The sequence below is a fragment of the Halosimplex rubrum genome, assembly GCF_013415885.1.
Lineage (GTDB): Archaea > Halobacteriota > Halobacteria > Halobacteriales > Haloarculaceae > Halosimplex > Halosimplex rubrum.
This window is the reverse complement of the sequence record NZ_CP058910.1, coordinates 3,509,867-3,534,604: the sequence shown is the minus strand read 5'-3', so window position 1 is coordinate 3,534,604 and position 24,738 is coordinate 3,509,867. Positions and strand designations below refer to the sequence as shown.

25 protein-coding genes are annotated in these 24,738 nt (G+C 70.8%); 13 read left to right on the top strand and 12 right to left on the bottom strand.

The annotated features are described in order from the left end of the window. Nucleotides 1-27 precede the first annotated feature (27 nt). Nucleotides 28-1,992: a 3-hydroxyacyl-CoA dehydrogenase/enoyl-CoA hydratase family protein gene (locus tag HZS55_RS17640; protein WP_179908881.1), complete on the top strand. Its 1,965-nt coding sequence runs from the start codon at nucleotides 28-30 to the stop codon at nucleotides 1,990-1,992. A 27-nt stretch (nucleotides 1,993-2,019) separates the two neighbouring features. Here the strand turns inward: HZS55_RS17640 and HZS55_RS17635 are convergent, their stop codons facing one another. The 4 genes from HZS55_RS17635 to HZS55_RS17620 form a co-directional block, all read right to left on the bottom strand. Beyond that, nucleotides 2,020-2,274, bottom strand: a complete 255-nt coding sequence (locus HZS55_RS17635; RefSeq protein WP_179908880.1) for a type II toxin-antitoxin system HicA family toxin — start codon at nucleotides 2,272-2,274, stop codon at nucleotides 2,020-2,022. 25 nt (nucleotides 2,275-2,299) lie between these two features. Continuing rightward, nucleotides 2,300-2,548 carry a type II toxin-antitoxin system HicB family antitoxin gene (locus HZS55_RS17630; protein WP_179908879.1) on the bottom strand — a complete coding sequence of 83 codons (249 nt, stop codon included), beginning with the start codon at nucleotides 2,546-2,548 and terminating at the stop codon, nucleotides 2,300-2,302. 58 nt (nucleotides 2,549-2,606) lie between these two features. Beyond that, a complete protein-coding gene (locus HZS55_RS17625; protein ID WP_179908878.1) occupies nucleotides 2,607-4,538 on the bottom strand; it encodes an ABC transporter ATP-binding protein in 1,932 nt (643 codons plus the stop codon). 115 nt (nucleotides 4,539-4,653) lie between these two features. Continuing rightward, on the bottom strand, nucleotides 4,654-7,557 hold the full coding sequence (locus HZS55_RS17620) for a DEAD/DEAH box helicase (protein ID WP_246308291.1): 2,904 nt from the start codon (nucleotides 7,555-7,557) through the stop codon (nucleotides 4,654-4,656). A 197-nt stretch (nucleotides 7,558-7,754) separates the two neighbouring features. Here HZS55_RS17620 and HZS55_RS17615 point away from each other — a divergent pair, with 197 nt between their 5' ends. The 7 genes from HZS55_RS17615 to HZS55_RS17585 all read left to right on the top strand — a co-directional run bounded on the left by HZS55_RS17615 (nucleotide 7,755) and on the right by HZS55_RS17585 (nucleotide 14,025). After that, nucleotides 7,755-8,414, top strand: a complete 660-nt coding sequence (locus HZS55_RS17615) for a nitrous oxide reductase accessory protein NosL (protein WP_179908877.1) — start codon at nucleotides 7,755-7,757, stop codon at nucleotides 8,412-8,414. Between the two features lie 2 nt (nucleotides 8,415-8,416). Then, nucleotides 8,417-10,309 carry a NosD domain-containing protein gene (locus HZS55_RS17610; protein ID WP_179908876.1) on the top strand — a complete coding sequence of 631 codons (1,893 nt, stop codon included), beginning with the start codon at nucleotides 8,417-8,419 and terminating at the stop codon, nucleotides 10,307-10,309. Further along, nucleotides 10,302-11,195 carry an ABC transporter ATP-binding protein gene (locus HZS55_RS17605; protein ID WP_179908875.1) on the top strand — a complete coding sequence of 298 codons (894 nt, stop codon included), beginning with the start codon at nucleotides 10,302-10,304 and terminating at the stop codon, nucleotides 11,193-11,195. Before HZS55_RS17610 ends, HZS55_RS17605 begins: the two co-directional genes overlap by 8 nt. Next, entirely contained in the window at nucleotides 11,188-12,099 is a 912-nt protein-coding gene (locus HZS55_RS17600) for an ABC transporter permease subunit (RefSeq protein ID WP_179908874.1), read from the top strand. Before HZS55_RS17605 ends, HZS55_RS17600 begins: the two co-directional genes overlap by 8 nt. A 95-nt stretch (nucleotides 12,100-12,194) precedes the next feature. Then, complete coding sequence (locus tag HZS55_RS17595; RefSeq protein ID WP_179908873.1) at nucleotides 12,195-12,854, top strand: SCO family protein; 660 nt, start codon at nucleotides 12,195-12,197, stop codon at nucleotides 12,852-12,854. After that, on the top strand, nucleotides 12,851-13,378 hold the full coding sequence (locus HZS55_RS17590; protein ID WP_179908872.1) for a TlpA family protein disulfide reductase: 528 nt from the start codon (nucleotides 12,851-12,853) through the stop codon (nucleotides 13,376-13,378). Before HZS55_RS17595 ends, HZS55_RS17590 begins: the two co-directional genes overlap by 4 nt. Further along, nucleotides 13,375-14,025, top strand: coding sequence for a cytochrome c biogenesis protein CcdA (locus tag HZS55_RS17585; protein WP_394353540.1), 651 nt, complete (start codon nucleotides 13,375-13,377; stop codon nucleotides 14,023-14,025). The genes HZS55_RS17590 and HZS55_RS17585 overlap by 4 nt, the downstream gene beginning before the upstream one ends. Nucleotides 14,026-14,053: 28 nt before the next feature. On the opposite strand, the gene HZS55_RS22875 is transcribed toward HZS55_RS17585, so the two are convergent. Further along, nucleotides 14,054-14,179 carry a hypothetical protein gene (locus HZS55_RS22875; protein WP_281372742.1) on the bottom strand — a complete coding sequence of 42 codons (126 nt, stop codon included), beginning with the start codon at nucleotides 14,177-14,179 and terminating at the stop codon, nucleotides 14,054-14,056. A gap of 153 nt (nucleotides 14,180-14,332) precedes the next feature. On the opposite strand from HZS55_RS22875, the gene HZS55_RS17580 reads away from it, so the two are divergent. Continuing rightward, on the top strand, nucleotides 14,333-15,049 hold the full coding sequence (locus tag HZS55_RS17580) for a helix-turn-helix domain-containing protein (RefSeq protein ID WP_179908871.1): 717 nt from the start codon (nucleotides 14,333-14,335) through the stop codon (nucleotides 15,047-15,049). A gap of 9 nt (nucleotides 15,050-15,058) precedes the next feature. On the opposite strand, the gene HZS55_RS17575 is transcribed toward HZS55_RS17580, so the two are convergent. The 3 genes from HZS55_RS17575 to HZS55_RS22455 are packed head-to-tail and all read right to left on the bottom strand — an operon-like array spanning nucleotide 15,059 to nucleotide 17,746. Next, entirely contained in the window at nucleotides 15,059-16,843 is a 1,785-nt protein-coding gene (locus tag HZS55_RS17575) for a b(o/a)3-type cytochrome-c oxidase subunit 1 (protein WP_179908870.1), read from the bottom strand. A gap of 2 nt (nucleotides 16,844-16,845) precedes the next feature. After that, a complete protein-coding gene (locus HZS55_RS17570) occupies nucleotides 16,846-17,364 on the bottom strand; it encodes a cupredoxin domain-containing protein (protein WP_179908869.1) in 519 nt (172 codons plus the stop codon). 1 nt (nucleotide 17,365) lies between these two features. Further along, a complete protein-coding gene (locus tag HZS55_RS22455; protein WP_246308290.1) occupies nucleotides 17,366-17,746 on the bottom strand; it encodes a halocyanin in 381 nt (126 codons plus the stop codon). 175 nt (nucleotides 17,747-17,921) lie between these two features. On the opposite strand from HZS55_RS22455, the gene HZS55_RS17560 reads away from it, so the two are divergent. Next, entirely contained in the window at nucleotides 17,922-18,815 is an 894-nt protein-coding gene (locus HZS55_RS17560; protein ID WP_179908868.1) for a sulfurtransferase, read from the top strand. Here the strand turns inward: HZS55_RS17560 and HZS55_RS17555 are convergent. From HZS55_RS17555 to HZS55_RS17540, 4 genes are all read right to left on the bottom strand, one after another. Continuing rightward, on the bottom strand, nucleotides 18,812-21,136 hold the full coding sequence (locus HZS55_RS17555) for a heavy metal translocating P-type ATPase (protein ID WP_179908867.1): 2,325 nt from the start codon (nucleotides 21,134-21,136) through the stop codon (nucleotides 18,812-18,814). The two genes, HZS55_RS17560 and HZS55_RS17555, sit on opposite strands and share 4 nt — an antisense overlap. A 2-nt stretch (nucleotides 21,137-21,138) precedes the next feature. Beyond that, on the bottom strand, nucleotides 21,139-21,915 hold the full coding sequence (locus tag HZS55_RS17550; protein ID WP_179908866.1) for a sulfite exporter TauE/SafE family protein: 777 nt from the start codon (nucleotides 21,913-21,915) through the stop codon (nucleotides 21,139-21,141). Next, nucleotides 21,915-22,109 carry a hypothetical protein gene (locus HZS55_RS17545; RefSeq protein ID WP_179908865.1) on the bottom strand — a complete coding sequence of 65 codons (195 nt, stop codon included), beginning with the start codon at nucleotides 22,107-22,109 and terminating at the stop codon, nucleotides 21,915-21,917. Before HZS55_RS17545 ends, HZS55_RS17550 begins: the two co-directional genes overlap by 1 nt. Nucleotides 22,110-22,211: 102 nt before the next feature. Continuing rightward, nucleotides 22,212-22,757, bottom strand: a complete 546-nt coding sequence (locus tag HZS55_RS17540; RefSeq protein ID WP_179908864.1) for a GNAT family N-acetyltransferase — start codon at nucleotides 22,755-22,757, stop codon at nucleotides 22,212-22,214. A 104-nt stretch (nucleotides 22,758-22,861) separates the two neighbouring features. On the opposite strand from HZS55_RS17540, the gene HZS55_RS17535 reads away from it, so the two are divergent. The 3 genes from HZS55_RS17535 (at nucleotide 22,862) to HZS55_RS17525 (ending at nucleotide 24,654) form a co-directional block, all read left to right on the top strand. After that, nucleotides 22,862-23,161, top strand: a complete 300-nt coding sequence (locus HZS55_RS17535; RefSeq protein ID WP_179908863.1) for a DUF5785 family protein — start codon at nucleotides 22,862-22,864, stop codon at nucleotides 23,159-23,161. Between the two features lie 216 nt (nucleotides 23,162-23,377). Further along, nucleotides 23,378-23,572, top strand: coding sequence for a DUF4177 domain-containing protein (locus HZS55_RS17530; RefSeq protein WP_179908862.1), 195 nt, complete (start codon nucleotides 23,378-23,380; stop codon nucleotides 23,570-23,572). Further along, entirely contained in the window at nucleotides 23,569-24,654 is a 1,086-nt protein-coding gene (locus HZS55_RS17525; RefSeq protein WP_179908861.1) for a hypothetical protein, read from the top strand. Before HZS55_RS17530 ends, HZS55_RS17525 begins: the two co-directional genes overlap by 4 nt. Nucleotides 24,655-24,738: the final 84 nt, after the last annotated feature.

Here is a 24,738-nt window from a genome sequence, read left to right as displayed (position 1 = left end):
CGGGAGCCGAGCCAGGTTGCACACGTCATGGACTTCGAGGATATCGAACAGGTCGCGGTACTCGGTGCGGGGAACATGGGCCACGGGATCGCCGAGGTCGCGGCCCTGGCGGGTTACGACGTGACGATGCGCGATATAAAGGAGGAGTTCGTCGACGACGGCTACGAGAACATCGAGTGGTCGCTCGGCAAGCTCGCCGACAGCGGCCAGATCAGCGACGAGGAGGCCGACGCCGCCCTGGGTCGGGTCGAACCGCTCGTCGACTTCGAGCCCGCCGTCGCCGAGGCGGACGTGGTCATCGAAGCCGTCCCCGAGCGCATGGACATCAAAAAGGACGTGTACGACGAGCTGGAGTCGTACGCGCCCGACGAGGCCATCTTCGCCACCAACACTTCGAGCCTCTCGATCACGGAGCTGTCGGAGGTGACCGAGCGCCCCGAGCAGTTCTGCGGGATGCACTTCTTCAATCCGCCCGTCCGGATGGCGCTCGTCGAGGTCATCACGGGCGAACACACCGCCGACGAGACCCTCGACGCGGTCGAGGAACTCGCCGAGGCCTTCGACAAGACACCCGTCCGCGTCCGCAAGGACTCGCCGGGCTTCATCGTGAACCGCGTACTGGTCCCGCTGATGAACGAGGCCTGCTGGCTCGTCCACGACGACGTGGCGACGGTCGCGGAAGTCGACTCCACCACGTCGTTCGACATGGGCCTGCCCATGGGCGCGTTCGAACTCGGCGACCAGGTCGGTCACGACGTGACGCTGCACGTCCTCGAATACCTCCACGAGGTGCTCGGCGACGCCTACGAGCCCTGCCCGCTCCTCGAAGAGAAGGTCGACGCGGAGGAACTCGGCAAGAAGACCGGCAAGGGCTTCTACGACTACGAGGACGGCGGCGTCGAGATCCCGGCCGACGAGGGTCGCGACGACGTGGAGGCCCGTCTGCTGGCCGTCATGGCCAACGAGGTCGGCAAGCTCGTCGAGAACGACGTGGCACCCGTCTCCGACATCGACGAGGCGATGCTGCTCGGCGCGGGCTTCCCGGAAGGACCGGGCAAGCGCGCGGACGCCTACGGACTCCCGGATCTCGTCGAGACGCTCGAATCGGCCCACGAGGAGACCGGCGCCGCCCGCTACGAGGTCTCGGACGGCCTCCGCGCGGCCGCCGACGAGGGCGGCTTCTACGGCGACGACGACGACGGCGAGACCGTCGACTACGAGCAGATTGTCGTCGAGACCGACGGCGCGGTCGGCCACATCCGGCTCGACCGTCCCGCGCGGATGAACACGATCACCGTCGACATGATCGACGAGATCGACGCCGCGCTCGACCAGTTCGACGCGGACGACGAGATCCGCGCCGTGCTCCTCGAAGGCGCCGGTGACCGGGCGTTCTCCGCCGGGTTCGACGCCGCCAGCGCCGCGCCCGGCAGCGGCCTCGAAGCCAGCGAGATGTCCCGCAAGGGCCAGCGCGTGTTCGGCCGCCTGGAAGAGGTCGGGATGCCGGTCGTCGCGGCCATCGACGGCTACTGCCTCGGCGGCGGGATGGAACTCGCCACCGCGGCGGACATGCGCATCGCCAGCGAGAGCGGCCAATTCGGCCAGCCCGAGCACAACCTCGGCCTGCTCCCGGGATGGGGCGGCACCCAGCGCCTCTCCCAGATCGTCGGCGAGGGCCGAGCGAAGGAGATCATCTTCATGGCGAAAAACGACTACGACCCGGAGACGATGGCCGACTACGGCTTCGTCAACGAGGTCGTCACCCCCGGCGAGTACGACGACCGCAAGTGGGAGCTCGCTCGCGACCTCGCCGGCGGGCCGCCTATCGCCCAGAAGCTCACCAAGCGCGCGATGCTCGCCGGCCGCGACGACACCGACGCCGGCCTGGAGTACGAGGCCTCCGCCTTCGGCCAGTTGTTCACCACCGACGACGTGTGGGAGGGCCTGGCGGCCTTCCAGCAGGACCGCGAGCCCGAGTTCGAAGGGGAGTAGCGAACCGAAACGGAGTCGGCATCGAATCTATCGGTTTCGGTCGATCCACTCGCAGAATCGCCCGAAGTCCCGCGCACCGGCCTGCTCGGCGATGTCCCGGAGCGTTCCGGTCCCGACCTCGTCGTGGAGCGGGACTGGGACCGTCCGTGCGGCCGAGTCGTGGTCGTCGGGCGGCTCCCAGCGGAGGATCGCGTGGTCACCGTTCGTCCGCTCCCACTCGTAGATCCCGCTGTTGACCATCACCTTCACGACCTCTCGCCCGGAGAACGGACCGCGCGTCATCGACGACTCGAGCCGCCGGGACCGCTCATTCGAAGATATCGGAGTCTTCGAGGGACCCGGACTCGTTGTTCTCGGGATCGATCCCCGCCTCTCGAAGCTCCTCGTCGGTTGGCTCCGATCCCGCGCCGCGGTACCCCGCGAGCGCTTCGTCGAGGTTCTCCAGGGCGGCTTCTTTCGTCCGCCCCTGCGACGTGACGCCCGACTCGGTATCCCTGGCGACCCACCAGTCGCCCTCGTCGGTGAGTGTGATCGTCGGTTCGACGCCCTTGCTCATCAACTGGAGGTACCGCGTCACGTCAGTAAAACGTTGGGTCGAGTCGGGTTGTATCGCGTCAGTCGTCCTCGGCCGCGTCGAGCGCCTGCTGGGCGACCCGCTCGCTGGCCTGCTCGACGAACTCCTCGGGGAGGTCCTCGATCTCGCCGGCCTGGACGCGCCAGAGGTTCGCGTAGAGGCCGTCGCCCTCCAGCAGGTCCTCGTGGGTGCCCCGCTCGACGATCTCGCCCTCGTCGAGGACGAGGATGGTGTCTGCGTCCCGGACCGTCGAGAGCCGGTGGGCGATGATGAAGGTCGTGCGGTCGGCCGCGAGCTCGTCGATGGAGCGCTGGATCAGCATCTCCGTCTCCGTGTCGACCGCCGAGGTCGCCTCGTCGAAGATCATGATCGCGGGGTGCTGGAGGATCGTCCGGGCGACGGCGACGCGCTGGCGCTGGCCGCCCGACAGTTTCACGCCGCGCTCGCCGATGTCCTGGTCGTAGCCCTCGGGGAGGTTCGTGATGAACTCGTGGGCCTCGGCGCGCTTGCAGGCCTCGACGACCTCCTCCCGGGTGGCGTCGAACTGGCCGTACTTGACGTTCTCGGCGATGGTGCCGTCGAACAGGAAGTTGTCCTGGCCGACGTAGCCCATCGATCCCCGGAGCGAGGCGAGGGTCGCGTCGCGCACGTCCGTCCCGTCGACGCGGACCTCCCCCTCGTTCACGTCGTAGAGGCGTAGCAGCAGTTTGACGATGGTCGTCTTCCCCGCGCCCGTCGGGCCGACGAGCCCGACCGTCTCGCCCGGCTCCACGTCGACGTCGATGTCGTCGAGGACGACCTCGTCCTCGTCGTAGCTGAAGGTCACACCGTCGTACTCGACGTGCCCGTCGACGTCGCCCAGATCGGTCGCGTCGGGCTTGTCCTGGATGCGGACGGGCAGGCTCATGAGGCCGAGGATACGCTTGGTCGAGGCCTTGGCGTCCTCGTATCGCTCGATGATGTTGCCCATCTGCGCGAGCGGGTTGACCAGCCGCTGGGTCATCAGCAGGAACGTGACGAGCGTCCCGGCGGTGAGTTCGCTGGAGAACGGCCCCGGCGGTCCCTGGATGAGCCAGATCCCGCCGACGATGAACGTCGCGATGAACGCCAGCGAGGTCAGCACGCGCAGGCCCGGGCGGTAGACGAAGCCCAGTCGGAGCGCGAGCCAGTCGAGCCTGAAGTACTTGTAGGAGTGTTCCTCGACGCGCCCGTCCTCGTACTCCTCCGTGTTGGAGGACTTGATGACCTGAATACCGTTGAGGTTGTTCTCCAGGCGGCTGTTGAGGTCGCCGACCGACTCGCGGATGTCGGCGTAGCGCTCCTCGGCGAGTTGCATGTACCAGTAGGTGAACACCGCCGAGAACGGGATGACGGTCAGCGTCACCAGGGCGAGCTCGATGTTGAGGGCCGCGAGGATGACGGCCGTCCCGAGCATGAGGACGATCAGCTGGATCATCTCGCCCATCATCGAGTCGAGGAACTGCTCCAGCCGGTTGGTGTCGTTCGAGAGGATCGAGATGAGCTCGCCCGTCTGGACCTCGTTGAAGAAGTCCATGTCCAACCGTTGCATCTGCTGGTAGGTCGCGGTCCGGGCCTCGTGTTTCACGCGGTGGGAGAAGAGGTTCAGCGAGGACGCGCGGACGAAGATGAGCAGCGCCTGGCCGACCATCGCGACGCCCATGAGGCCGATGGAGAACCAGAGCTGTCCCATCGTGGTGTCGGGCAGCCATCCGCCCGGAACGTACGGCAGCGAGAACGGTGTCGTGTCGCGGAAGATCGAGTCGATGGCGACCCCGAGGATAACCGGGGGCACCAGCGAGAGGAACCGCGACCCGATGCTCGCGAGGACGCCGACCACGAACCACCGCCTGTTGCCGTGGCCGAACCGCATGAACAGCTGCCACAGCGGGTGGTCTATCTCCTCGCGGTGTCGCTCGATGTACTCCGAATCTATCGCTTGGTCTGTGCTCACGGGTTTGACTGTCGCGCCTGTTAGCCATCACCGTGCAAAAAGGGGGCGGTCCGCCACAGACTCGCCGCTTGTTCCGGACGGTCCCCGCCGGTCGTCGGTCGGCGGACCCCCCACCTCAGTCCCAGAAGCTCCGGGTGCGGGCGTACTCCCGTTCCCGCCGGAGGATGTCGCGGTAGAACTCCTCCTCGTCCTCCCGGAGCTTGTTGATGATCCGGGCGGCGTTGCGCGGGCCGACGCCGCGGGCGGCCAGTGCGATCACCGCCCGCTTGCCGTGGGCCTGCACCAGACTCGCGGACTTGTAGGCCCGCTCGGTCATCTTCTCCTGCTCGTCGTCCTTTTCGGTCGCCTTCACGGCCGAGACGACCTCGTCTGCCCAGGGGTTCAGTGCGGCGATTCGCGTCGAGCCACAGTCGGGGCACTCCGGGTTCTCGCGCACGCGCTTGACGGGCTTGCGCTCGTACTCCCGGCAGTGCAGACAGAAGAGGATCACCCGGTCGCTCCGGATGCGTTCCTTGACGGTCTGGATGACGCTCGCGTCGGCGTGGTCCGGCGAGAGCAGCTCCTGGCCGGCGCTGCGCCCGCCGAGACCGATCGGCGTCCGGTCGCCGAGCAACTCGACCGAGAGGTCGCCCGACTGGACGCGTTCGAGGACTTCGGCTGCACCCTCCACGTCGAGTTCCTCGTGGAGGATCTCGCGGACGGCCTCGTCGTAGACGGGCGTGTCCTCGAGGGCGTCCATGAGGCGGTCGCGCCCGAAGCGATTGCTCGACCCGCGGCCGCGCCAGCGCTTGAGCGCGCCGAACTTCGTCGCGACCTGTGCGACCTTGAACTTCAGCGAGTCGGCGTTCTTCAGCGAGAGCTCGACGAGGTCGGCGACGTGGTCGGGGTCGGTGTCTTCGAGCACGTCGAGCGCGTCGGTCGCCGAGGCGTTCCGGGGCACCTCCAGCTCGATCCGGTAGGGGTCGATCTCCATGCCCACCGACGAGCCGGTGGCCTGACCGAGCAGCGCAGAGAGGAGTCGCCCGAGCGTCTCGTTGATCTTGTGGCCGAACGCGGCGTTGACGACGAGTTCGCGCCCGCGGAACTCGATCAGGACGGTGTCGTCGGTGGGGACCGGATGGTCGGGGTCGTGGTCGGCGAGCTGTTCGAGGCCCACCGCTATCGTGTCGGCGTCGCCGTCGTAGCGGGCGGTGAACTCCCGGGCGACGGCGTCGGTGTCCGCGCCCGACCGGAACTGTCGGCCGGCGATCCCGCGCATCTCGCCGACCTCCTGGGCGACGGCGTAGGGGACCGGGATCTCGGAGCCGGTCCAGGAGGGCACCTCGCCGCCGGGGTCCTCGACGGGCGAGACGGTGACGGTCTCCTCCTCCTCGTCGATCTCGGTGATGCGCCACATCTCGCCGCGCTGGATGAAGATCTCCCCGGGCGTCGCGAAGTTGACGACGAACCGCTCGTCGAGCGTGCCCACGTCGCGGCCGCTGGCCACGTCCTCGACGCTGTAGGTCGCCTCGTCGGGGATCATCGAGAGGTTGTGATAGAAGTACTGCCAGGTGCCGCGGCGCTTCTGGATCTCGTCGACGTCCTCCTCGAGCCAGACGACCTCGTTGCCCGCCAGCTCGCGGACGACCGACTTGAACTCTCGCTCGCCCAGATCCCGGAACGGGTGCGCTCTCGTGAGGATCTCGTAGGCGCGCATCGCCCGGATCTCGCCGAAGTCCATGACCAGGCCGGCGATCTGGTTGGCGACGGTGTCGAGGCTGCCGTCGTGGATGTCGGCCGACTCGACCTCGCCCGAGCGGGCCTTCCGGGCGATAGCGAGCGCCTCCAGCGTGTCGTCGGGGTGGGTCGTGACGACGGTCCCTCGCGAGACCTGGTCGCGGCGGTGGCCCGCGCGCCCGACCCGCTGGAGCAGGCGCGTCACCTGCCGCGGGCTGTTGTACTGGATCACGTGGTCGACGTGGCCCACGTCGATCCCCAGCTCCATCGAGGAGGTACAGAGCAGGCCGTCCAGCTCGCCGGCCTTGAAGTCGTCTTCCACCTCGATGCGGGACTCCTTGGCGAGCGAGCCGTGGTGGACGCCGATGTTCGCGTCGAGCTCCTTGAACCGCGAACCGAGCGCCTCCGCGAGCTGTCGGGTGTTGACGAAGATCAGCGACGACTCGTACTCGTCGACGAGCTCCGTGATGTGTCGGACGTGACTCGCGAACTCCGGTTCGGTCATCAACTCGCCGGCGAGCCGCTCGTCCTCGTCGGTTATCTCCGGAGAGCGGACGCGCACGTCGAGGCGGCTACCCACGTCGATCTCGACGACCGAGCAGCCGCGGTCGCCGGTGAGGAAACGGCCGACTTCCCGGGGGTCGCCCACCGTCGCCGACAGACCGATCCGCTGGAAGTCGTCGGCGAGTTCGACCAGTCGTTCGAGCCCGACGGTCATCTGCGCGCCGCGCTTGGAGACGGCGAGTTCGTGGACCTCGTCGACGACGACGTGGTCCACGTCGGCCAGCGCGGTCCGGAGTTTCGACCCCGTCAGCATCGCTTGCAGGGTCTCGGGCGTCGTGACGAGCACGTCCGGCGGGTCGTCGGCCTGTTTCTGACGCTGGTAGTCCGTGGTGTCGCCGTGGCGGACCTGCACGTCGAGATCCAGCCGCTCGCCCCACCACTCCAGGCGCTCGCGCATGTCGCGATTGAGCGCCCGGAGCGGCGTGATGTAGAGCGCGCCGATGCCGAACCGCTCCTCCCCTTCCAGCGCGTCGAGGACGGGGAGCATCGCCGTCTCGGTCTTGCCGGTCCCGGTCGGGGCCACGACGAGGACGTTCTCGCCGTCGACCAGCGGCGGGACGGCCTCGCGCTGTGGCTCCGTCGGCGTCGTGAACCCCCGTTCGGAGAGCGCGTCCCGGACCTCCGACCCCAGGGCGGCGAACGCCGCCGGGTCGCCCGAGCCGGCGCCGCTCCCGTCGGGGTCCCCGCCCGTCGACTCGCCCGGGGCGCTCGCGTCACCGGCCGCTCCGGCGTCTGTCATCGCCCGCCCTACGCGTTTGAACCGATTAAGCGCCCCGGTCCCGGCCGGCGACCGCCGCAACGGGACCGTCGAGACATCGTGGTATTGGGATCCTCGAGAAATATCAATCTATCTCCGATTCTCGGTCGCGGGCGGACTTGGGAGGTGTTAACCGCCGCCGGGACGAACGTCCGAACGGAAGCCGGTCGAAGCCACGTATGTGCCGACACACTCATCGGACGGGAGAGGAGCGTGCCCGCGGACCGGAGGCCCGCGACGGGCGGGAGACGGATCGGGGTGAGACGGCCGCGGTCGATTCGGTCCGCCGCCGGCCGCTGCTCGTCAGCGGTGCGGCGGCGCTCGCGGCGCTCGCGGGCTGTGGGAGTTCCGACTCGGGCGACGCGCCCGAACCCGTCGACCTGACGACCGAGGATCGGTGTGACGTGTGCGGGATGGTGATCCCGAACCATCCGGGCCCGAGCGCCGAGATATTCTACGCGGACAACCGACCGTCGGGCCACGACGACCCGGCGCGGTTCGACAGCACCTGGGAGGCGTTCCAGTACGACTTCGAGCGCAACGACCGGGGGTGGGACCGCGAGGCGTTCTACGTCACCGACTACTCCGAAGTCGACTACTCGGTCACCGAGGAGGGCGGGGACTCGGTCGTCTCCACCCACCCGGATGCGGGGGCGTTCGCCGACGCCGAGTCGGTCACCTTCGTCGTCGGATCCGAGGTCAAGGGGGCGATGGGCAGAGACCTGATCGCCTTCTCGGAGGGGAGCGACGCCGAGGCCTTCGCCGACGAGCACGGCGGATCGCTCGCCGCGTTGGGTGACGTGACCCCCGAGACCATCGCACAGCTCGGCCGGGCCTGACGATGGACGCACGGATCGCCGGGGCTGTCGTGCTCGCGGTCGTGCTGGTCGGCGCCGCCGGGTTCCTGGTCGGGACCGGCGGCGGCGAGGTGCGACCGGTCGACTTCGGGGAGACGCTGCGGATGGGGATGACCGGCGTCGACGTGCGGACCGCCGAGGCTCGCGGCTACGACATCCCGCGGGCGCAGGTCTTCTACGGCCAGTACGAGTACGTCGTCGGCTACTACGGCGTCGAGTCGCTCGTCTCGCAGCTTTCGAGCGGGACGGCCCGCCGCCAGTTCGGCGACCCGCTCGCCGTCTTCGTGACCGACTTCTCCGGAGCCGGTCCCTCGCTCGTCGACGGCGGCCATCTCGACGTGAGCACCGACCCCGCCGTCGGCTGGGTGCGGGCCGACGGCGCGGTCTACGTCGTCGACAGCGGCGCGCGAACGTCGGCCGGCCCCACCGCGGTCCCGTTCTCCGACCGCTCGGACGCCCGCGCGTTCGCCGACGAGTACGGCGGTCGGCCGGTGTCGTGGGACGCGCTCCCCGAGGCCGTCGACTCGGCCGGTCGCGCGACCGAGGCGTCGTTCCGCGAGTCGGTCCGGAACCGCTCGGCGTGGGCCGACCGCACCGTCGCGGCGCGGCGCGCGCTCCGCCAGCGGCCGGTCTCGGTCGTCGTCGGTGAGGACGCCCCCGACCTGTCGGCCGCCGTCGCGGCCGCCCCGCCGAACACGACGGTTCGACTGCCGCCGGGCCGCTACGACCCGAACCTGACCGTCGAGAAGCCGGTGACGATCCGCGGCTCGGGACCGGAGACGGTCCTCGACGGCGGCGGGAACGGCACCGTCCTGCGGGTCGACGCCGACCGGGTCGCGGTCACGTCGCTGTCGATCGCCGGCGTCGGGTCCGTCGGGTCCCGCTCGCCGCCGGAGGACGCTACCGGCCCCCTCGCGACCACCCTCGTCTACGCCCGGAGCGACGCGGGGGTCGCGTTCGTCGGGTCCAACGAGTCGCTCGTCGCCGACGTGCGCGTCGACACCGCGTCGACGGGCGTCACTCTCCGCCACAGCGACCGCTCGGTCGTCCGGAACCTCACGGTCCGGGGGGCGGACACCATCGCCGAGGGGTCGATGGGGGTGTTGCCCATCTCGTCGCGCGTCGTCGTCGAGGACACGGAGACCCGCGGCGGCCGCGACGGCGTCTACACCCACCGCGCCCGCGGCAGCGTGATCCGTGACAACCGCATGGTCGGCGGCCGCTACGGCGTCCACGAGATGTACACGTCGGACCTGCTCGTGGCGAACAACACGATCCGCGAGACGGAGGGCGCGGTCGTCCTCATGACCCGGCCGGCGAACAACGCCGTCGTGGACAACCGCGCGGTCGACAACCGGGCGGGGATCCTCGCCGTCGGCGACGCGTCGCTGTTCGCCGACAACGTGGTGGCGGACAACCGGATCGGGTTCAACCTCGGGTCCACGCGTTCGCTGGTGACGAACAACACCGTCGCGGACAACCGGATCGGGTTCCGCGGGGTGACGCTGCTGCCGACCAACGACGTGGTCGGCAACGACGTGGTCGGCAACGAGCGGCCGGCGGTGGCGTCGGGCGGTCCCGTCCACGTCTGGACGGTCGACGGCCGCGGCAACTACTGGGGACCGGTCCCGGGGCTCGACCGCGACCGCGACGGGGCCGTCGACAGGCCCTTCCGCCCGACGGGGCGCGTCGACGTGGTCGCCAGTCGCGCTCCGGGGGGGCCGACGCTCTCGCGGGCGCCGGCGTTGGGCCTGTTCCGGACGGTCGCCGGGAGCGTGCCCGGCCTCCGCGGGGGCGGCGCCGTCGACACCGCGCCGCGGACCGACCCCGTCCGCCCGGACCGACTGCGGGAGGTGCGAAACGGAACGCATGACTGACAGAGACCGGCCGACGACGGAGACGGTATCGAGCGGCGACGGGACGACCGAACGAGCCCCCGGAGAGGACGACGGCGACTCCGACGCGCCGGTCGACCGGGAGGCGGACGGCGACGAACCGGTCGAGGAAGCGGGCGACCCCGACGGGGCCGACGAGGCGCTCGTCGTCGACGGCGTCGCCCGGTCGTTCGGCGACGTGAGCGTCCTCTCGTCGGTGTCGTTCGCCGCCCAGCGCGGGACGGTCGCCTGCCTGGTCGGTCCGAACGGCTCCGGGAAGACCACGCTGTTGCGCGTGGTGGCCGGTCTGCTCGCGCCGGACGCCGGGTCCGTCTCGCTCCCGGCCGGCGGCGACCGGGCGGTCGGGTACCTGGCCCAGACGCCGGCCTTTCGCCCGCAGTTCACGCTCGCCGAGACGCTGGCGTTCTACGGCGACCTCGCCGGAGTCGACGCGGAGCCGGCGGCGGTGCTGGAGCGGGTCGGCCTCGAAGCGGTCGCCGACCGCCGCGTCGGGGCGCTGTCCGGCGGCATGACCCGCCTGTTCGGCATCGCGGTGGCGACGGTCGGCGACCCGCCGGTGCTCGTCCTCGACGAGCCCTCCAGCGGCCTCGACCCGACGATGACCGAGCACGTGGGCTCGGTCGTCCGAGGGCTGGCCGACGAGGGCCGGACGGTCCTGCTCGCGACCCACGAGCTGGGTACCGTCGACCGCGTCGGCGACACCGTGCTCGTCCTCGACGACGGGGCGATCCAGGTCGCGGCCCCGCCCGACGAGCTGCGCCGGGAGACCGGCTCCGAGACGCTCACCCACGCGGTCAACCAGTACATCCACGGCGAGGACGGCGACCTGACCGTCCGCGCCGGGACCTGGGAGGGGACCGATGAGTGAGGAGTCGAAAGTCGGGAACCGCCCGGCGACCGACGGCTCGTCGCCGGCGGCGGCCGTCGGCGGGGACGCGGGCGACCGAACGGTCCGCGACCGGCTACGGGCGCTCCGGGCGGTCGCCCAGCGGGCGTTCGACACCGTCGTCCGGACGCGCGCGTACCTCGCGCTGGCCGCCGTCTACGGACTCGTCGTCGTCGCGCTCCCGCTCGCCGGCGGAGTCGGGGGCTACCTCCCGCTCGTGCTCGACCTGTCGACGCCGGTCGAGGTCCTCGTCCCGCTGGTCGCTTTCGGGTTCGGGACCTGGAGCGTCCTCGCGGACGCGGCCAGCGGGGAACTCGACGCGATCCGGACCTTCCCGGTCGATCGCTCGACGTACGTCCTCGGGACGTTCCTCGGCCGGGCGGTGGGGCTGCTCGCCGCGGTTCTCGCGCCGCTCCTGCTGCTCGCCGTCTCGGTCCCGATCGTCCGGGAGCCGTCGACGGCCGTGTTCGTCTCCCACGCCACGGTCGACTCGCCGGTCTACCTCGCGCGGTTCGTCGCGCTGACGGCCGCCTACGCGCTGGTCGCGCTCGCGCTCGCGATGGCCGTCTCGTCGCTCGCCCGCTCGCGGCGCGCCGCCGTCGCGGCCGCCGCCGTCGTCGCGCTCGCGGCCGTCGTCGGCGTCGACGCGCTGGTGATTCTCGGCCTCGCGGAGGGGTTCGTCGGCGCCGACGCGCTCGGCGTCGCGCTCGGGTTGAGCCCCACCGGCGCGTTCCGCGGGCTGGTCCTGTCGACGGCCACCGGCGGGGTCGTCTCGACCGGCCCGCCCGCCGCGAACGTCGCCGCCAGCGTCGTCGGTCTCGCCGGCTGGCTCGCGGTCGGCCTCGCCGTCGCCACGCTGGGCGCGTGGTCGTCGGGCGGGCGGTGACCCGGTCGGGAGGGGTCGCTCTCCGCCCGGTATTGTGCCGCCGTTGGAGGACTACAACATCCCATTGATTGGTGTCCCGCTCCTCCCGTCGATCCGTGAACCGACGCGAGTACCTCGCCGGGCTGTCGACCGCGGTGGTCGGGGGAGTCGCGGGCTGTGCGGGCGGCGGGAACCCCGACGTGGTCCTGCCCGAACCGGACCGCCAGTTCGAGAGCGCGGACCTGCCGTACCCCGCGTGGGGCGAGCGGGTCCCCGACGTGACCCTCCCGGCCGTCCACGCCGAGGGGGAGGTCCGACTCCGCGGGGTCGGCCGGCCGGCGCTGCTGACGTTCTTCTACAGTCACTGCAGGACGGTCTGTCCCGTGCTCGTCGGGACGCTCCGGAACGTCCAGACGCACGCGCTGAACCGGGGCTACGGCGACGCGGCGCGGTTCTACCCGGTGACGTTTGACCCCGCTCGCGACGACGCCGACCGCCTCCGGACGTACGCCGGGGAACGGAACGTCGCGCTCGGGGCGGGCAACTGGCAGTTCCTCCGTCCGACCTCCGCCGAGCGGGCCGAGCGGGTCGTCGCCGAGGCGTTCGGCGTCGCGTTCGAACGGACCGCGGCGCCGGAGATGGACGGCTACATGTTCACCCACACCCCGATGACGACGCTCGTCAACGCCGACGGCTACGTCGAGCGGGCGTACCGGACGAAATCTCCCGATAGCGACCGGCTGATCGACGACCTCGCGGCGGTGCGAGAGGCATGAATCGGCGTCGGGCGCTCGCGGCCATCGCGGGCGCGGGACTCACCGGCGGGAGCGCCCTGATCCTGCAGAGCGACGCCCCGTTCGCCGACAGCGACGGGTTTCCGGTCCGCGTCGAGGGGATCGACGCGCCGGGATCCGAGGACGGTCCGCTCCGGGTCCCCCGTCCGGACCGGCCGACGCTCGTCGACTGCTTCGCGACGTGGTGCGCCCCCTGTGACCGGCAGATGGAGGTGTTGACGGCGCTGTATCCGGAGTTCGAGGGCGCGATCGCCTTCGCGTCCGTGACCAGCGAGCGCGTCGGCGGCGGCCTCGCCGAGGCGGACATCGCCGACTGGTGGGCGCGCCGCGACGGGGACTGGCCCGTCGCCGTCGACCCCGAGAGCTCGGTCATGTCGGCCGTGGGCGCCGACGGGCTCCCGTACCTGGCGCTGGTAGACGCGGACGGTGCGGTTCAGTGGCGACACTCGGGGCTCGCGTCGGGCGAGCGGCTGCGGTCGGCGTTCGAGGCGGTGCTGGAGGGGTGATCGGGCCGCTGAGCGGTGCGGTGGCGTTCGCGGTCGGCGCCGGCGTCGCGACGTTCTTCGCGCCCTGCGCGTTCCCGTTGCTGCCGGGGTACGTCGGCTACTTCCTCGAACGCGGCGGCGACGACTCGGCGGGCGCCGCCGCCGCGGCGGCCGCCGCCGGGTCGCTCGGCGCGCTCGTCGTCCTCGCGGGGGCGGCCTACGCAGTCGGCCGACGGATCACCTCGCTCCTGCCGGCGTTCGAGCCGCTGGTAGGCGTCGCGCTGGTCGCGTTCGGCGGGGCGACGCTGCTGGACCGGCGGCCGGCGACCGTCGCGCTGCCGGGCCGTCCCGGCTCGGTCGTCGGGTTCGGTCTGTTCGGCGGCGCGTACGCGCTCGCGGCCGCCGGCTGCGTGGTTCCGGTCTTGCTCGGCGTGGTCGCACAGGCGCTCGCGTTCCCGGCGCCCGGCGCGGCGGCGGTCCTGGCCGCATACGCGATCGGGGCCACGGCGCCGCTGGTCGGGGTGACGCTGCTCGCGAGCGCGGGCGTCGACGCCTGGCGGTCGCTCGGCCGGTACGCCGGCGCGCTCGAACGGGCGGCGGCCGTACTGATGATCGTCGCCGGCCTCGGCCAGATCGCCCTGTCGCTCGCCGTTCTGGAGGTGGTCTGAGCCGGGCCCGGGCGGGTGCCGCCCGCGCTCAGAGCGACTGCGCGAAGGTCAGGAGATCCACGGCGACGATGAAGAGGACGACGAGAACCGCGACGAGGATGACCGCCTTCAGGAACCACGGCATCGACTGTTCGGTTGCGGGCGTGTCGCTCATACACCCAGTACTCTCGGCGGTCCCCTCAACCCACCGTTGTCACACGACAACGACAGCGGTCAGTCGGCCGACGGCGACGCGGACGCGACAGCGTCGGCCGGTCGCCGCCGCGACCGAAACTGACTGGCTACTGGCCGAACGAGTTCGGGGTAGATGCGGGAGTTCGCCTTCACGCTGACCTACGAGACGGGTGTAGACCCGCTGATGGACGCCCTCGCGGCGGCGCCGGAGGCGGGGTCGACGGCGCTGGTCTGTCCGGTCTCCGAGTCGGAGGTCTGGCGGCTCGACACGGTCACCGGCCCCCCGCAGACGGTCGAGCGGGCGGCGGCGCTGGTCGCCGACGAGGAGCGGGACCTGCTGTCGGTCAGCGACCGCGGCTGCGCCGGGCGTCGACACAGCGACGTGCTCTCGGCGTCGGCGCGGCGGGCCGTGGTGTACACGCGCGTCTCCGACGCGACCCGCTGCGACGCCGTCTCGCTGATCGCCAGGCGCTACCTCTCCGGCGGCGTCCTCGCGTCGGTGACCCGCCGCGAGTCCGAGGAGCGTTGGCGAGTCCTCACCGAGAGCGACGAGAAGGTCGGGATGCTCTACGACACGCTCGGCGGGACGCTCAGGGAGGGGATCGCCTTCCGGTTCGACCACCTAGAGGAGGCGACCGAGCCCCCGTCGAACCCGTTCGCGTCGCTGTCGCTGCGGCCCGAACAGCGGCGGGTGCTCGAACTGGCCGCCGAGCGGGGGTACTACGAGACGCCGCGGGAAACGACGCTCGACGACCTCGCTGCCGAACTGGACTGCCCGCGCTCGACCGTCTCCTACCGGCTCAGGCGCGCCGAAGCGGCGCTCGTGGCGAGCTTCCTCTCCGGAACGTGACTCGATGGGTCAGCCGGGGAGGAGTCCGATGGCCGCGTCGACGACGCCGACGGGGACGGGGGGCGCGGCGGGGTCGAACGGCCCGTCGGCGACCATCGAGAAGACCGGGAATCCGTAGGCGATGGCGACGAGGACGACCGCGACGGCCGTCCACAGTTTGAAGTTGTCGAGCACGCGCGGGGCGTCCTCGGGGCCGGAGACCGGCTCCGGGAGGTGGCTGTCGACCCGGAGGCGCCCGCGTCCCCGGTCGGCGAACCAGGTCGCGAGCATCACCGCGGCGAACAGTACCGCACCGAGCGTCAGCAGCGTCCCGCCGACGGCGATCTGCAGGCGCATCTCCGGGATCGACCCCAGCGCCGCCTCGAAGGTGAACTGGTCGTACTGGGGCTCGGCGGTGCGCCGCGGGACGCCCGCGAGGCCGGCGCGGTGCATCGCGTTGGACATCAGCGCCATGCCGATGAACCAGACGTACGGCTGGACCTGCGCGAGGCCGTACAGCTGGAGGCGTTTGCCGGTGACCTGCGGGTACAGCCAGTAGCTGACCGCCATCATCGTCAGCGCGCTCGCGGTGCCGACGGTGAGGTGGAAGTGGCCGGGCACCCAGAGGGTGTTGTGGACCAGCGAGTTGATGTTCATCCCGGCGTTGACGATCCCGGAGAAGCCGCCCGCCGCGAACATCAGCCCGGCGAGCGCCATCCCGGCGAAGGCCGGGTTCGCCCAGGGGAGCGCCTTCATCCACCCGAAGTAGCCGTTGCCGCCCCGCCGGCGGGCGCCGTACTCCATGCTCGCGACGACGGTGAAGGCGGTGAGGAAGCTCGGGAGCAGCAGGAACATCGTGTTCGTCATCGCGACGAACTTGAAGCCCTCCGCGATGCCGGGGTCGGCGTACTGGTGGTGAAAGCCCACGGGCGTCGAGAGGATCAGGAAGAGGACGAACACGACTCTGGCGAGCGGGTCGCTGAAGAGCCGGCCGCCGGCGAGTTTCGGCAGGATGGTGTACCACGCGAAGTAGGCCGGCATCAGCCAGAAGTAGACGACCGGGTGGCCGAAGTACCAGAACAGCGTCCGGGTGAGCAGCGGGTCGACGGCGTCGATGAGCCCCAGCGACAGCGGCAGCAGGAAGACCAGCACCTCGACGGCGACGCCGACCGTCGAGACGTACCACATCAGCATCGTCGTCAGGACCATGAACGTCTGCAGCGGGACGCGCTCGCCGGGGTTGTCGCTCCGCCAGCGCAGATACGAGCGGATCCAGTCGGCGCCGGCGAGCCAGGTGCCGACGAGCCACGCCGCCAGCCCCGCGTAGAATAGCGGGTGGGCCTGCAGCGGCGCGTAGAAGGTGTAGAGCACGTCGGCCTCGAAGGGAATCTCGCCGACGAAGCCGCCGAAGATGGCCGTCGCGACGGCGACGGCGCCGCCGAGTTGGAGACCGAACCAGGCCATCGAGAACCGCGGGTTCGGGAGGTCCCGGCCGAGGCTCCGAGTCGTCCCCCAGGTGAACGCGCCCGAGAGGAAGAAGATCGTGAAAAACAGCGCGAGCAGGACGCCGTGGCCGGTCAGCACCGAGTAGTAGTCACTGGACTCGATCACGCCGCGGAAGACGTTGGTCCGGTGGAGCGCTTGGACGATCCCCAGTAGTGCGCCGACGAGTAGGGCGCCGAAGGAGACGCCGAAACAGAGGCGGGTGATCCGTGCGGCCGACGGGTACTCGTCGACGAACGCGAGGCGCTCGTCGGTCGGCAGTTCGCTCCGTTCGGTCGGTTCGCCCGTCCGTTCGTCGTGTGCGTGGGCCATCGTCACTGCACCTCCGTGCTCGCGTCGAACTCCGGCTCGGGGACCACTTCGAGCGTCCCGGCCATGTCGTGGTGGCCCTCGCCGCAGTACTCGTTACAGACGAGCCCGTACTCGCGGGGCTCGTCGAACTCGGCGGTGACGACGGCCTTCTGGCCGGGGATCGCCATCGTGTTGATGTTCGTGCCCGCGACCTCGAAGCCGTGGAGCACGTCGACGCTGGCGACGTGGAACGTCACGGTGCTGTTGGCCGGCACCCGGATCGGATCGGCGGTCCCGGGGACGAACGCGAACCGTCGCGTCTCGACGTACACGTCGTAGTGACCGGGTTCGCTCCCCTCGTAGACGCCCGGCTCGCGGAAGTCCTCGCTCGCGGCCGGATCCGTCGTGTCGACCTGGCCGCCCTCGGCGTCGACCATCCCGTAGCCCGCGACGACGGCGCCGTAGGTGACCGTCCCGACGAACAGGACGATCATGCCGAGCGCGGCGACGAGCCAGACCCGCTCGAACCTGTGGACGTGCATCTCAGCCCACCACCGTCGGTCCGTTCCCGAGGAACTCCACGAAGTACATGAACAGCCACGTTAGCGTGATGACCAGGAAGTAGACGGCCAAAATCGCCGCCGTCCCGACCGGGTCGAACGCGTCGTGGTCGACCGATTCGGTCTCGGCCTCGGCCACCTCGGACTCGTACATCGGGCCGCCGCGACCGCCGGCGACCGCCGGCTCGGCGGGCTCTTCGCGTCTCACTCCCTCGAACGACGGTTCCGGCGGCGTCCGCCACCCGTAAAAGTACACGGCGCCCGCCGCGAGCACGGTGACGAGCCCGCTCACGGCTGTCGCGGCCAGGAGCGACCCGTCCCCCGTTCCGGTCGCGAGCGCGGTGCCGACTTCAAGACCCTTCATACTGGGTGCCGTTCGGCTCGGGTCGGTTGTAACCTGTCTTGTCGCAGGACAACCCGCGGGCGGCCCGGGCGGCGGTTGTCACGGGACAAGCCGGTATTTATCCCCGGCAGGTCCATCGGGAGTGGACACCACGTGACCGCTGGCGCGCGGACCACCCGGCGGTCGCCCGACAGCAATGACCGGACGCACGACACGAACCGATCGGTCGGACGCGCTCGTCTCCCCGGAGTGGGTCGCCGAGCGACTGCCGGAGGCGCGATCCGACGACCCGTCCTTGCGACTCGTCGAGGTGGACCTGAACACCGGGTTCTACGACGAGGGACACCTCCCGGGGGCGGTCGGGCTCGACTGGCGGTCGGACCTGCAACACGACCGACGGCGGGACGTGCCGTCGGCGCGGGCGTTCGCGGATCTCCTCGGCGACCACGGTATCACCGAAGGGACGACGGTCGTCGCCTACGGCGACAACGCCAACTGGTTCGCCGCGCACTTCTACTGGCTGTTGACCTACTACGGCCACGACGACGCGTACCTGCTCGACGGCGGGCGCGAACACTGGGTCGAGTCGGACCGACCGACAACGACCGAGGTCCCGTCGTTCACGGCCCGCACGTACGAGCCGACCGGCCCCTTCGAACACGTCCGGGCGTACCGCGACGACGTGGCGCGGGCGGTCGACGACCGGACGGCGCTGATCGACGTGCGACTGCCCGAGGAGTTCGACGGGACCGTCGTCGCACCGCCCGGGATGGACGAGTTCGCCCAGCGCGGCGGGCACGTCCCCGGCGCGGTCAACGTCGTCTGGTCGGTGAACGTCGCGCCCGACGGCCGGTTCAAATCGCGAGCCGAACTCGCGGCGCTCTACCGCGACCGCGGCGTCACCCCCGACCGGAGCGTCGTCGTCTACTGCCGCATCGGCGAGCGCTCGTCACTGACGTGGTTCGTCCTCTCCGAGCTGCTGGACTATCCCTCGGTCCGCAACTACGACGGTTCGTGGACCGAGTGGGGCAATCTGGTCGGCGTCCCCGTCGAGACCGGCCGACCCGGGTCGGGCGAGCGGGACGGCTAGCCGTCGACCGGACGCGTCGAGTTGAGAACCACGAGGAGGCTACTGGTCGCCATGGCGACGGCGGCAACGAGCGGGTTGAGCACGCCGAGGACGGCCAGCGGGAGCGCGACCGCGTTGTACAGGAACGCCCAGCCGAGGTTCTCGCGGACGCGTCGGCGGGTCCCCTCGGTCGTCGCGAAGGCGGCGGGGAGCGGGGCCAGCGAGTCGCGGGTGACGACCACGTCGGCGGCGTCGACGGCCAGGCGCGTCCCGCGTTCCATCGCGATCCCCAGGTCGGCGGCGGCCAGCGCCGGCGCGTCGTTGCTCCCGTCGCCGACCATCGCGACCGGTCCATCGGCCGCGAGGCGGTCGACGACCGCGGCCTTCGCCTCCGGCGGGACGCCGGCGAACACCTCGTCCACGTTCGAATGGGTCTCGAACCGCCGCGCGGCCGCCCGGTCGTCGCCGGTGATCACGACCACCCGTCTGTCGGCGGCCAGGTCGTCGACGACCGCCGCCCAGTCGTCGCGCACCTCGTCGCCGACGACGACCGCGCCGCGGACGCGGCCGTCCCAGCCGACGTAACTCGGGACGGCGTCGGCCGGCGCGTCCTCGTAGGCGAGGGCCACGTCCTCCGGGACCGGCCAGTCGCGCTCGTCGAACAGCGCGGCGTCGCCGACGAGGACCGTCCGGTCACCGACGGTCGCCTCGACTCCCCGTCCGGGGTGGGTCTCGAAGTCGGTGACAGGGTCGTCGGGGAGCGTCCCGGCCGCGACTATCGCCTCGGCGACGGGGTGGGTGGCGAACTGTTCGACCGCGGCCGCGAGCGCGAGCGTCTCCTCGTCGCCGACCACCTCGCGGACGGTCATCGCCCCGGTGGTCAGCGTCCCGGTCTTGTCGAACGCGACCGTCTCGACCTCGGGGGCCGTCTCCAGCGCCGAGCTGTCGGTGATGACGACGCCCGCCGCGAGAGCGTCGCGGATGCCGGCCGCGACGGCCATCGGCGTGGCCAACCCGAGCGCGCAGGGACAGGAGACGACGAGGACGGTCAGCCCGGTCAGCAGCGCGGCCGTCGGTGCGGCCCCCAGCGCGAGGTGGACGGCGGTCGTGCCGACCGCAAGGACGAAGACCAGCGGGACGAACGCGGCGGCGATACGGTCGACGAGTCGCTGGGCGCCCGGCGATCCGCTCTGGACGGCCCAGAGCGTCTCGACGAGCCGGTCGGCGGTGCTCGTCGGGTCCGGGTCGGCGCGGACCACCAGACCGCCGTCGGTGACGGTGGCCCCGCCGACCACCTCGTCGCCGGGTTCCTTCGAGACGGGCAGGGACTCGCCGGTGACGAGCGACTCGTCGACGGCGGCGGTGCCCTCGGCGACGGTGCCGTCGACGGGGACGCGCTCGCCCCCGCGGACGACGAGTTCGTCCCCGCCCGCCACCGCGTCGCGCGAGACGGACTCGGTCCCCTCGGGCGTCCGGCGCCGCGCCGTGTCGACCCGCTCCTCGGCGGCCTCCGAGAGCCGTCCGGTCGCACGCCGGCGGACGCGGTCGCGATAGTAGTCGCCGACGGTCACTGCCAGCACGACGACGACGGCCACGTCGAAGTAGAGATCCGTGTGGCCCAGAGTCATCGCGAGCGTGCTGTAGGTGTAGGCGGTGACCGCCGCGACGGCGACCAGCAGATCCATGTTCGGCTCGCGAACCCGCAGGCTCACTGCGGCGCCCCGGAGCAGGGGCGCGCCCGTGTACCCGAGGACGACCGTCGCCATCGCCCAGACGTTCGCGAGGAGGAACCCGCCGGCCGGCCCGTCGAGGTCGACCAGCAGCGAGTCGGGGGCGACGCCGAGGTAGACGGGGTAGAGGAAGAGGACGTACCACGCCATGACCATCATCCCGAAGAAGCCGCCGACCAGCAGGCGCCCGACCGCCTCCTGGTCGTCGCCGTCGGCTTCGTTCCCAGTCGGCGCCGCCTCGTAGCCGTAGTCGGAGACATCGTCGGCGACGGCCCCTTCGTCGGTCACCTCGTCGTCGTAGACGACGCACATCATCCCCGAGGTGTAGCTCGCTTCCGCCGCGCGTACGCCGGTCGCGTCGGTCGCCGTGGCTTCGAGGAACGACTCGCAGGTGGCGCAGTGCATCCCCGACACGTCGAGGTAGGCCCGCTCGCCGTCGGCCTCCTCGACCGCGGGGCCGTCGTCGAGCGCATCGGGGTCGGCCTCGGCGGGCGCCCCGTCGAGGGTGCGCGCGACCTCCAGACAGCCGCGACAGCAGAACGCGCCCTCGACGTCGTCGGCGGCGTGGGGAGAGTCGGGTGTCGGGAGCCCGCAGAGGGTACACTCGGTCACGGTCATCCCAGCGGCTGGTAGGCGGGCAGCGGTGGGTGGGGCAGGTGGATACCCAGTAGCATCAGGCCGTGCGCGAGCGGCAGATACCCCATGAGGAGGAAGGCGACGCCGAGCGCGCGGTGCAACGGTCCCTGGACCCGCGGCGAGACGGACCCGAACGCGACGCCGTAGGCGAACACCGCCGGGACGGTCGCCAGCCCCAGCGTCGCGAGCGAGAGCGCGCCGTACGCGGGCGACCCAGTGGCGAAGGCGTAGAGGAACGCGGGGTACAGGAGCGGGCACGGGAGGAGCCCGTGAACGGCGCCCAGCGCCGCGATGCGCGGCCCGTGGACCCAGCGGTCGACGCGGGCCATCAGCGCACCGCTCACCCGCTCGAACGCCGAGGGCGTCCAGCCGTGGCCGAGGGCGCCGGCAGTCGACCCGGTGAGCGCGTACGTCGCGCCGGTCAGCAGGATGAACCCGCCGACGAGCACGCCGGCGACCGCACGCACGTCGTCGGCGACGGCCGTGACTCCGGCGGCGTCGTACAGCACGGTCCCCAGCGCACCCATCAGCGCACCGATCAGCGCGTAACTGGCCGTCCGACCGAGGTTGAACAGCAGGTGCTGGCGGATCGCCGAGAAGTCGGCCGGACCGTCCCCGCCCAGTCGGTCGGCGTACAGCGTCACGAGCGGTCCGCACATCCCCAGACAGTGGGCGCCGCCGAGCAGGCCGACCAGCGCGAAGACGGCGAGCCCAGCCTCACCCCCGACCGACGCGGCGACCTGGAGCGGCGCCATCAGTCGCCGGTCAGGCGAGCCGGCAAGTACTGCTCGTCGGTCGAGCCGAACATGATCCGCACGGCGACCACGATGAGGACGGTGTTGAGTATCGCCAGCACCGCGACGGGTTCGAGACCGAGGGCGAACGCCAGCGCCGACGGGACCGCGAGCAGCCCCACCAGCGGGAGCCACGAGAGCGGGATCGAGTCCATGTGTTCCCCTGTCCCCTTCGATCGATTAAATTGCGCGTTGTCGCAGGACAACCGCCGGGTGGCGGCGGCGGGGTCGAGAGCCGTCGTCGCCGACCGAGCGGCTCACCCGTCTTCCCACTCCTCGCGCAACAATCCGTACTGGATCATGTCGCGGTAGGCGCCGTCGACGAACATGAACTGCCGGCGGCGCCCCTCTTCGGTGAATCCGAGCGATTCCAGCAGCCCCTGTGAAGCGTCGTTGTGGTCGAACGCGCCCGCGCCCACGGCGGGCCGGTCGTACGACCGAAAGAGGTGCTCGACGACCAGGCCGACGGCTTCCCTCCCGTAGCCCTGGCCGTGGACCTCCGGGATCAGCCAGTAGCCGAGTTCGGGGCGGCGGTAGCTCATCGAATCGGCGGTCACGACGCCGATCCGTCGCAGGTCGTCACCGTCGGCGCCGCCGGGACCGCCGTCGTCGTCGAGGCAGACGAGGAAGCGGTCGGTGTCGTCGTCCTCGCCGAGGTCGAAGTCCTCGCGAGTCCGGAGCGGATTGCCCAGTGGGGAGCGGATCTCGGGGTTCGCACCGGCCCGTTGGAGGAAGGGCACGTCCTCGGCCTCGACGGTCCGGAGCGTGACGCGGTCGCCGCTGGCGATGCGTGCGCCTGGCATGGGCGGAGCGTCGCGGTCGGGCGACAAGGCTCTTGTCCCGGGCGGCCACGGCGAGTCGCGCGGAGAGAGAAATCCTTTTGGCCGATTCGGCCACAGTGTCGGGTATGGACTGGCCGCACGACCCCGACGGAGACGAAGGCAGCGAGGGGCGCCGCAAATACGGGCAAGCGGTGCTCGCCAAGAAGATCGACGAGGGCGAGGACTTCCCGCTCTCCCAATCCGAGTTCGTCTCCGAGTTCGGCGACGAGCCGATCCGCATCGACTACGAGACGGTCGTCAGCGTCTCGGAGATATTCGAACACGTCGACCAGGCGGAGTTCGAGGACTTCCCCGACTTCCACAAGGCCGTCGGCGCGGGCCTGCGCGAGGCCGACTACTGGCCGTACCGACTCGAACACGCCTGAGCGTCGGTTCGGACTCGACCGCTCCGTGCCGGCCCGCGACCGTCGATCCGGGCCCGACGTCCAGTGTCGCTTCCCGATCGGGCCGCTCGTCCTCCGGGGGCCGAAGTGGAGTGCGATCGCGACACCTGAGCCGGGTCGGTGGGGTGACGACCCCGACCGCGAGCGGCGAGCGGTTGCAGGGCCGGGGCTTTTGCCGCGGCCGCTCGACAATACGGTATGGCCGCGGATCCGGACACCTGGGAGTACGAAACGCTCGAACCGCCTAGGGGTGAGACGAAGAAAGAAGCCACCGACCCGAAAGACCAGCTGAACGACCTCGGTGGGGAGGGGTGGGAGCTCGTCGAGACCATCGATTACGTCGGCGGCGGGACGAAGTTCCTCGTCTTCAAGCGCCCGGTCGACCGGTCATGAGCGTCGAGCCGGACTCGACGGGCGACGACTCCGGAGCGGACCCCGCCGAGTCCGACACCGAGATCGACGCGCCGGGCGACACCGAGATCTCCACCGCGGACACGATGCGCGAGCGGGCAGACGAGAGCGCCCTCAAACTGTGGCTGTTGCTGAAGGCGAACCGCCTCCACATCACCGGGGTGCTCGCGGTCGTCGTCTTCTGTACCTTCGTGGCGGTCGGGAGCAGCGTCGACGGCTTCGTCGCGACGCTCCAGAGCGGCGACACGAAGGGAGCGCTGTTCTCGACCATGCTGGGTGCCATCATCACCGGGACGACCCTGGTCGTGACGATCAGCCAGGTCGTCATCTCCCAGGAGAACGGGCCGCTGGGCGACCAGCACCAGCGGATGAGCAACACGATGGACTTCCGGGAGTACGTCGGCGACATGTACGACGAGCCGGTCCCGGTCGACCCCTCGGCGTTCCTGCGCGAGCACGTGAACGCGGTCCAGCGCGGGGCGAAGGCGCTCCGGGACGCCGTCGCTGGCAGCGACGACGAGGACCTGCGCACCGAGGTCGACCAGTTCACCGACAGCGTGATCGGCAACGCCGACGCGGTCCGCGACCAGCTCGACGGCGCCACCTTCGGCACCTTCGAGGTGCTGTTCGCCGCGTTGAACTTCAACTACGCCTGGAAGATATTCCAGGTCGAACGCATCGGCTCGGACCACGAATCGGCCATCGACGACGAGATCGACGACCGACTCACCGACCTGCGGACGACGCTGTCGATGTTCGGTCCCGCGCGCGAGCACATCAAGACGCTGTACTTCCAGTGGGCGCTCGTCGACCTCTCGCAGTACATCATTTACGCGTCGGTCCCGGCGCTGGTCGTCACAGGCTCGCTGCTCGCGTTCACCGGAAGCGGACCGATCCCCGGCACGACGCTGGGCATCGAGAACGTCCTCTGGGTCGTCGGCGCCGGGTTCACCGTCTCGCTCGTTCCCTTCCTGTTGCTGGTCGCCTACATCACTCGGATCGGCGTCGTCGCCAAACGGACGCTGGCTATCGGACCGCTCATCCTCCGCGATTCACAGCGGTAGCGTCGCGTTACCCGTCCACGAGTTTCGAGTGGAGACGGTCGGGACGTTTCCGAGCGACGTTCTCGCTCGCGTCGTGAGCTCCCC